Source organism: Streptococcus pseudopneumoniae (genome assembly GCF_001072375.1).
GTDB lineage: Bacteria > Bacillota > Bacilli > Lactobacillales > Streptococcaceae > Streptococcus > Streptococcus pseudopneumoniae_L.
This window is the reverse complement of the sequence record NZ_JVKV01000084.1, coordinates 1-3,996: the sequence shown is the minus strand read 5'-3', so window position 1 is coordinate 3,996 and position 3,996 is coordinate 1. Positions and strand designations below refer to the sequence as shown.

General features: G+C 36.8%; 5 protein-coding genes. 2 read left to right on the top strand and 3 right to left on the bottom strand.

The window, feature by feature from the left end:
* Positions 1-65 precede the first annotated feature (65 nt).
* Together ADH31_RS07045 and ADH31_RS07040 are read left to right on the top strand one after the other, a co-directional pair.
* Complete coding sequence (locus ADH31_RS07045) at positions 66-974, top strand: ATP-binding cassette domain-containing protein (RefSeq protein ID WP_049509793.1); 909 nt, start codon at positions 66-68, stop codon at positions 972-974.
* A gap of 10 nt (positions 975-984) precedes the next feature.
* Positions 985-1,743 (top strand): ABC transporter permease, encoded by a 759-nt coding sequence (locus ADH31_RS07040; RefSeq protein ID WP_049509792.1) that lies wholly within the window; start codon positions 985-987, stop codon positions 1,741-1,743.
* Between the two features lie 39 nt (positions 1,744-1,782).
* Here the strand turns inward: ADH31_RS07040 and ADH31_RS07035 are convergent, their stop codons facing one another.
* The 3 genes from ADH31_RS07035 to ADH31_RS07025 form a co-directional block, all read right to left on the bottom strand.
* Positions 1,783-2,661, bottom strand: coding sequence for a sensor histidine kinase (locus tag ADH31_RS07035; RefSeq protein WP_049509790.1), 879 nt, complete (start codon positions 2,659-2,661; stop codon positions 1,783-1,785).
* Entirely contained in the window at positions 2,658-3,359 is a 702-nt protein-coding gene (locus ADH31_RS07030) for a response regulator transcription factor (protein WP_049509789.1), read from the bottom strand. The genes ADH31_RS07035 and ADH31_RS07030 overlap by 4 nt, the downstream gene beginning before the upstream one ends.
* Before the next feature lie 105 nt (positions 3,360-3,464).
* The gene (locus ADH31_RS07025) at positions 3,465-3,725 is read right to left on the bottom strand and encodes a SemiSWEET family transporter (RefSeq protein ID WP_049509788.1); all 261 of its coding nucleotides are present in this window, start codon (positions 3,723-3,725) and stop codon (positions 3,465-3,467) included.
* Between the last annotated feature and the right edge of the window lie 271 nt (positions 3,726-3,996).

The window sequence follows — 3,996 nt, the reverse complement described above, 5'->3', positions numbered from 1 at the left end:
CTGCGGCTCGCTTCCTAGTTTGCTCTTTGATTTTCATTGAGTATTAAAGATTAAAGGAGAAAACTATGAAAACAGTCCTCGAAATCCATGGCTTGTCCAAACAATTTGGCAAACAACCTATTCTACAAGATCTTAGTCTCTCAGTTAAAGAAGGAGATATCTATGGACTTATCGGAAAAAATGGTGCTGGTAAAACAACTCTGATTAAAATTATTACCCAATTATTATCTGCTGACCATGGAACGATTTCCCTATTTTCTAGTCAAGGGTATAAGGAGTGCACGAAAGCCCTATCTCGAGTAGGTTCAGTCATTGAATCCCCAGTAGCTCACAATCATTTAACAGCCTATCAAAATCTAAGATACTATTGTACGATTCGACATATCCCAAATGCTGATCAAGTCATTCAGGAGACATTAAAGTATGTGGGGTTAACAGATACAGGTAGAAAAGTTTTTCGAGATTTCTCTCTTGGGATGAAACAACGTCTAGGCATTGCTATTGCCCTCCTATCAAAACCAGACTTTCTCATCCTTGATGAACCCATCAATGGTCTTGACCCAATCGGTATCAAAGAGTTTCGTCAAATGATTCAACGTCTGCATCAAGAGAAAGGAATGACCATTCTCATCTCTAGTCATATCTTGTCAGAACTTTATCTGGTTGCCAATCGCTTTGGAATTCTGGACCAAGGAAAAATCATTCGAGAAATCAGTAAGGCTGAATTTGAGACACTGAATGAAGACTATATCGTTCTGAAAACAAGTGAAAAAGAAAAAGCTAGTCAAATCTTAAAAGACAAAGTGCGTCTTGAATTTAAAGTTGTGAATTCAGATAATGAGATTCATATTTTTAGTCATGAACAAGATGTCAAACGAATTCTCAAAGAACTTACTCTAGCAGATGTCGCTGTTGATGAGATTTACTATGCTCGTCAAAATCTTGAAGAATACTTCACACAATTAGTAAAATAGGAGGAAGATCATGATTCATACAATTCAAGCAGACTTTTACCGTCTTTTCCGTTCCAAAGGTTTTTGGATTACAGAGATTGTTCTCTTTGCACTCATGTTAATGGGAGCTACTATTGGGGCTACAGGACATCTAATGTCAGTTAATACAACGCCCCCAGAATCAGAAATTCCAACCCAAGGTTGGAATGGTGTGCAAGCCCTGATTAACGCATCGAGTCAAGGTTCAAACCTCGTTTTTCTCTGTATTATCCTTGCTTGCCTCGTTCTGGGAGTTGACCTTATCGGAAAACTCTATAAAAACAGTTTGACAGTAGGGGTTTCTCGTACAGAATTCTTTCTAGCCAAATCTGTTGTATTAGCCAGTATCGCTCTAATGCAAATTCTTATTAGCCTAGTTATTGCTTTCGTACCAGCAACTATCCTAAACGGAGTAGGAACCATGCCAGAAGGATTTATTGGCAATCTCCTTCTAACGATTGGTCTTCAATTCCTCTGCCTTCTTGCTTGGCTTTCCATTATTTCCTTCATTCTCTATGTGACTCATTCTTATCTGGCTGTTTTCATTGGCTATTTAATCAGTTCTATCTTACTTTCAACGCCGATGCTTATCTTTCCAGATATCGAGATTTTACGCTATTTATCCTTAAATGTTGCCTATGCCATGACTGCCTATAGTCAAGCTGTTCTATACACCATTATCGTTACAGTTACTGTTATTCTATTCTTTACCGTTAGTGGACTTGCTGTTTTCAAGAAGAAAAGCTTATAAAAATGACCTCCTCTTTTTAAAAAGAGGAGGTTCCTTGTTTTAAAAGAGTATCTTAACTGTAAACCAGGCACCATCTGTACTTAGTTGTAGTTCTGCTCCAAGGAGATGGGATAGTTCTTCAGTAATATAAAGACCTAAACCAGAGGATTCTTCTGTATCTGATAGGTTTTCAGAGTAAAATCGTTGACTGAGATTTTCAATTTTTCGAATGGGTTGTTTGACCAGATTTGAAATTTCCAAATAAATGTGATTATCCACTTCCTTCAAAGAAAATCTCGCTTCATCCTTCCCATGTTTTAAAACATTGCCAATGAGATTTTGCAACATACGGTCTAATAAATCCGAATCTGTCAGTAAATACAAACCAGGTTCTACTTGCAAATCAAGGTCAATCTTTGCCGTTTGAAAAGAATCATAATAGGTTAGCAATTTTTGCGTCATAAATGTCGAGACTTCTAACTCAGATAAGTCAGGTTTAACTGCTCCTTCCATTAACCGACGATAGTCCAAAAGAGCCTCTAGACGTTTTGAAACTTGATTGAGATGATGGGCAATTTTTTTCAAACTCTCAGACTCAGGATTTTCTGTTTTAAGCAATTGCTGAGTATAACCGGACGCAATCGTTAAAGGCGTCCGAATATCATGTGCAATATTGCTAATAGCCATGTCTAAAGTCTGCTTTTCACGCTTCATAATCAAGCGTGACTGCTCAACTTCTTGAAAGAGATGATTGATTTGCTTGTAAAGATGTAAAAAATCCTTGGAGAAAGTTGACACTCCGATTCTCTTCATACTTCCAGTCAGAATCTTGTCTTCAATCTGTTGGGTCAAGCTCATGAGTGCTAGATGATAGCGAATCAACCCTATCGTCAATAGGATAATAACCATTAGTAGCAAAGATAGTAAAATATAGATCATTGCTCATCTCCTTTTAACCGAACACCAACTCCCCAGATGGTTTCAATATACTCTTGCTCTGGATCTAGTTGGCTTAATTTTTTACGGAGATTGCTTAAATGAGTGTTGAGAGTATTGTCGCCTGGTAAATAAGTATCCTCCCAGACCAATTCATAGAGTTCTTCTTTCGTGAAAATTTTCTTAGGATGTCTCAACAAGGTTTGGAGAATCAAGCATTCTTTCTTAGCTAGGCGAATAGTTTCCTGGCAATTTTTGATTTCAAAACTATCTGCATCAAATTGAATATTTTTTAACTGTTGAATCAACTTGTCTGGATGTTCGATTTCAGCTGCTTGCTTGTCACTTTTTTGACGTAATTGTACCGTAACCCTGGCAAAAACTTCATCCAAATCAAAAGGCTTTACAATATAATCATTAGCACCATCTAAGAGATATTGGCTGATGAGCTTTTTATCGCTTAGGGCAGTTAGCATGATGACAGGAACTGAACTATCGTGTCTAATGGCTTTTAAAACTTGATCACCATTTTTACCCGGTAGCATAATATCTAACAAGATTAGATCAATGTCACCTTGTTCAAATCGTATCATTCCTTCAGTACCAGAAAAAGCCTGAATCACCTCATGCTCCTCAGAAAGAAGAGTTCTCAAAATTTCTTGAATCTCATTATTATCTTCAACGATAAGTATTCTAGCCATAAACACCAACCTTTCTAATAGTATTATATCATGTTTTTTTAGGAATTTCGGATAAAGAAAAACTCTCCTTCATGCTTAAATACGAAGAAGAGTTCATTAGCTATATTAAATTAAAGCTGTCAAAGCGGTGATAAGTCCAAAAACGATACCAGGTGCATTAGCTGCTGCCAAAGGGATATCTCGTTCTTTTTTAAAGAGACCGTAGTAAACCCAAAGACTGCAGTTAAGTGCAGCTACTGCCGGTTGGATAAAATTCCCTTTTTGACCCGCAAGATTGTTCATAATTTGTGGAATATAAGAGACATACATCATTACAGACATAAAGGTTGCAATCCAACCCAGTGTTTTCATTTGTTTTTCAGACATTTTCTTCTCCTTTCAAAAACAATTTCCATTATACACTTTTTTTAAAAATAATGAAGTTTAAAAAGCTATTTGTTAAAAACTTGTAAATTATCACAAGATTGTGATAAGAGAATTCGTAAAAATGGCGGTGGGACAGAAATCGATAGACAATGTCTCGATTTCGTAGTCCCAGCCCCGCGAGGATGATATTAGGAGCTTTTTGGAGTCTAAAAGACGAACAAAAGGTTCAATCAGCTACCGCGTCAAAGTTTGATTGCTAATAAAAAGTGAG